Below are 3,115 nucleotides of genomic sequence, written 5' to 3' on the forward strand. Positions count from 1 at the left end.
CCCGGCGGCGGGGTCGACCTCGACGACGTCGCCGGTGGCCGGCACCTCCAGGCCGGGGTTGGCCACCAGGTGCACACCACGCCCCACCTCCTGCGCCAGCAGCGCGCACGGAGCGGTGCCGTCGGGCACGGCCGTGGGAGTCACCGAGGGCCAGTCCGGGGCCGCCGCCTGCTCCGACGTCTGCAGGCCGGACACCTGGACGGACGTGACCTCGACGTCGGCGCCCACGAGCGCGCCCGAGCCGATCGCGTACAGCGGCGCGGCGAAGTCCGTCAGCGGGAGCAGGTCACCGTCGGCGTCCAGGACGTACCGGCGCACCTCTCCGACGGCGTCCGTGAGGCGCAGGACCGAGCCGACCACGGCGCCGGGCGGTGCAGGGACCCCCTCGGGCAGGGGTTGCCCTGCACCTTCGACGTGCACCGGTTCCAGGTCGGAGCCCGGCTCGAAGAGGTTGAGCCACCGGGCGGTGACGGTCCAGGGAAGCGCGGTGTCCTGACCGACGGCGCGCAGCACCCCCGCGCTCTCGGCCCGGGGCACCAGGTGCCGGCGGCCGTCGGCCACCAGGTACAGGTCCTCACCACTGCGGACCAGCAGGCCTGCGGGACCGGCACCTGAGGCGTGCTGCTCCTGGACCTCGGCGACCAGCGGGGCGGTCTCCTCGCTGAGGACCGTCGCGGTGCCGCCCTCCTCACCCACGCAGCTCAGCCAGCCGCTGCCGACCAGGCGCGCGGGGTCGGGGACGGCGTCGGGCGCCCCCGGGACGCCGACCGTGACCCCTCGTGGGGACTCCTCGATCTGCTCGGGTCGCACCTGGACGACCTGGAACTGGCCCGGAGGGACCAGGAGCCGGGCGCTCGCCGCGTTCAGCACCGGGTGCAGGGTGCCCTGCAGCGCGACGTAGCGGGAGCCGTCCCGGGTGACGACGAGCCTGTTGTCGTCCCAGCCGGCCGGAAGGGACGGTGAGAGGAGCCCGAAGCCCAGGCTGCCGAGCACCAGCAGCGTCGACAGCGTGAGCCCTCCGACGACCGCCCGCATCGGCTTGGTGGGTTCGAGCTCACGTCCGCCGGGAGCACCGGAGACGAACGCCGTCAGGAGCCGGCGCCGGCTGAACGTCTGGGCCTCGACGAGGTCCTTCTTGCTCGCCACGTCACACCAGCCCGGCTGCGGCGACCCCGAGCGGGAGCAGGACCGCGAGCGCGAGGGCCTCGACGGTGTCGGCGGCGCGCGCCAGGCCCAGGCGGCGCCGCGGGGCCACCAGGCTCAGGGCGATGACGGCCGCGGCAGCGGCCCCGGCGACGACCGCGAGGGTGGCCCGCCAGTGGGGGTGGGCCGCGGCTGCCAGGACACCGGTGAGGGTGAGGCCGAGGATGCCGGCGCCCATGACCACGACGACGTCCTGACGGGAGTAGGTCTGGCGGACGCCCAGGAGCATGCCGACGAAGGCGCAGACCAGCAGGACCGTGCCGGCCAGCCCGGTCTCGACGACGGCGGGTGCGCCGGCGAGGGCGAGGAGCCCCACCGCTGCGCGCAGGGACACCTGGAGCCGGTGACCACGCCCGTACTGGTCGCGGACGGCCTGGGGGTCGATCGGGGCGGGGTGGGCGAGGATCTCGGCCTCGCTGCGGGCCGGGACGACCCGGAGCGGGGTGCTCGCCAGCGCCAGCCAGGGGATGCCGTTGCCGGCGGTGACGATGACGGCGAGGACCATCGCCAGGACCACGCCGGCCGAGGCGCCGGTGAGCTCGACCGCGGTGCCGGTGGTGACGAGGGTGAGGCCGAGGACCGCGGGGGCGACGAGGATCTCGCGGTGGGTGGTGAGCACCGGGAGGGCGAGACCGGTGACCACGAGCATCCCCGCACCGGCCCAGGTGGTGGCCCACCCCCAGGTGGGGTCGGTGGCGGTGACGGTCAGGCCCACGACCAGGCCCAGGAGCGTGGCCGTGAGCGCCAGGGCGTTGGCTCCGGTGGTGTGGTGGCCGGCGCGCCCGACGACCAGTGCGGCGCCGAGGACGAGGAGTGCTGCCCCGCCGGCGACGACCGGCGGGAAGGCCGATGCGGGGTCGGCGCCGAGCAGGAGCGCGGCGCCGGTGAGGAGGAACGCGACGGCGGCGACGACGGCGGTCAGCGCGGAGTCGGCGGGGGTCCAGGGGGCGTACTGGCCCTCGACCGCGTCGGCGACGGCCTCGACGACGTCGTCGTAGACGCGGACGTCCTCGGGCTCGGCCCCCGACTCCATGGTCAGGACGGCGCCGTCCTGCACGCCCTGGGCCTGCAGGGACCTGTCGGTGTCGAGGACGGTGCCGTCGGAGCGCACCAGGTGGTAGCCGCCGTGCACGGTGGCCGGGTCGAGGAGGCCGAGGGTGCGGGCGAGGCCGGGGACGAGCTCGGCGACCGGGCTGCCTGCGGGTGCGGACAGGTCGGCGGACCGGTCGCCGGCGCTGACCGAGACCCTGACCAGTGTCCCGAGCGCGGGGCCCGAGGTGGCTGCGGTCATGGTGCACCTTCGATCGGAGGTCCTGGCGGGGTGGTGGGGCGGGCGTGGGCCCGGGGCCAGCCGGTGGGCGTGGTCAGCATAGTGACGGTGCGGTGGCTGGCCGGCCCCTGTGCACAGCGGGCCGCGGAGCGGGGGGCGCTCATCGCAGGGGCCTGACGGTGAGGGTGCGGTCCCCGAGCCGGATGGTGGCCCCCGGGGGCACGTGGACGCGCTCGCCGGGTTCGACCGGCAGGACCGTGCCGTCGCCGGCGACCACCGAGGTGCCGTTGGCCGAGCCACAGTCCTCGACCCAGAACCCGCCGTCGAGCCCGAACATGGCGTGGGTGCGAGAGAGGGACCGGCCGGGGTCGGAGATCGTGACCAGGTGCTCGCACGGCTCGCCGTCGCGCGGGTGCGGGCGGCGTCCGATGTGCCCGGGCCCGGAGACGCTCATCTCCTCACCCGAGTCCAGGCGCACCACCCAGGTGTCGGCAGTCACCTGCTCGGGGTTCACGAGGCCGGGGTTCACCGGGCCGGGGTCCACCGGGCCGGGGTCCGGGCTCGCAGGCGCCGGGCCCGGGTGGCGCGTGACGACGGCCGGTTCTGCGGGCAGAGGCCGGGGCGTGACCGCGTGGTCGGCCA

The 3,115-nt window shown here is 76.1% G+C and carries 3 protein-coding genes; all 3 read right to left on the bottom strand.

The annotated features are described in order from the left end of the window. Window positions 1-1,146, bottom strand: a 1,146-nt coding sequence (gene eccB / locus N869_RS13920) for a type VII secretion protein EccB (RefSeq protein WP_052105591.1), incomplete at its 3' end; no start/stop codon positions are given. A 1-nt stretch (window position 1,147) separates the two neighbouring features. After that, window positions 1,148-2,494 carry a type VII secretion integral membrane protein EccD gene (gene eccD / locus N869_RS13925; RefSeq protein WP_035062574.1) on the bottom strand — a complete coding sequence of 449 codons (1,347 nt, stop codon included), beginning with the start codon at window positions 2,492-2,494 and terminating at the stop codon, window positions 1,148-1,150. Window positions 2,495-2,633: 139 nt separating this feature from the next. Beyond that, window positions 2,634-3,115 (bottom strand): FHA domain-containing protein (locus N869_RS16675; RefSeq protein ID WP_232229756.1); only part of this gene is annotated, 482 nt, incomplete at its 5' end.

Source organism: Cellulomonas bogoriensis 69B4 = DSM 16987 (assembly GCF_000767165.1).
In the GTDB taxonomy this organism is placed as follows: Bacteria; Actinomycetota; Actinomycetes; order Actinomycetales; family Cellulomonadaceae; genus Actinotalea; species Actinotalea bogoriensis.

What these genes read in the sequence shown, in the direction of transcription:
- eccD (WP_035062574.1), bottom strand. Translation starts at nt 2,494, where the DNA reads ATGACCGCAGCCACCTCGGGCCCCGCGCTCGGGACACTGGTCAGGGTC.